Genomic DNA, 438 nt, shown 5'->3' with positions numbered 1-438 from the left:
GTATTTTGGCCCGCCCAAGTACCTGTCGGGCTACGACCTGCAAAAGCTCACCGCCGGGTACAGCAAGTGCGAGGGTGTGGCGGTGGGCAGCGGCACTGTGCAACTGGTGTGCGTCGAGTACGCCACCCGGCGCAAGCAGTTCAAGAAGACGCGGCTCAACTGGCGCGTGTCCAACCCCAAATCCTCCAAGTACTCGCTGGGCTGGATCCCGTTCAAGATTGGCCACGCCAAATATAAATCTGGGCAAATCCACTTTGCAGGGCACCACTTCAGCCTGTGGGACAGCTACGGCTTGTCCAAATACGAGCTGCGTTCCGGTTCCTTCAGCGAGGACAGCCGGGGCCGCTGGTACTTCAACGTCGCGGTCGAGGTGGAATGCCAGCCATCGAAGGGTACGGCAGCGGTCGGCATCGACTTGGGCCTAAGAATTTATCCGTA

1 protein-coding gene is annotated in these 438 nt (G+C 59.6%); it reads left to right on the top strand.

Going from position 1 to position 438, the window contains the following annotated elements:
* On the top strand, positions 1–438 hold a 438-nt coding region (locus tag CON76_RS01920), incomplete at both ends, for a nuclease/transposase family protein (protein ID WP_476703313.1).

Source organism: Macromonas bipunctata (assembly GCF_002837135.1).
Taxonomy (GTDB): Bacteria; Pseudomonadota; Gammaproteobacteria; order Burkholderiales; family Burkholderiaceae_C; genus Macromonas_A; species Macromonas_A bipunctata.
Note: the sequence above shows the minus strand (reverse complement) of the source record. Positions and strands in the feature narration are given on the sequence as shown.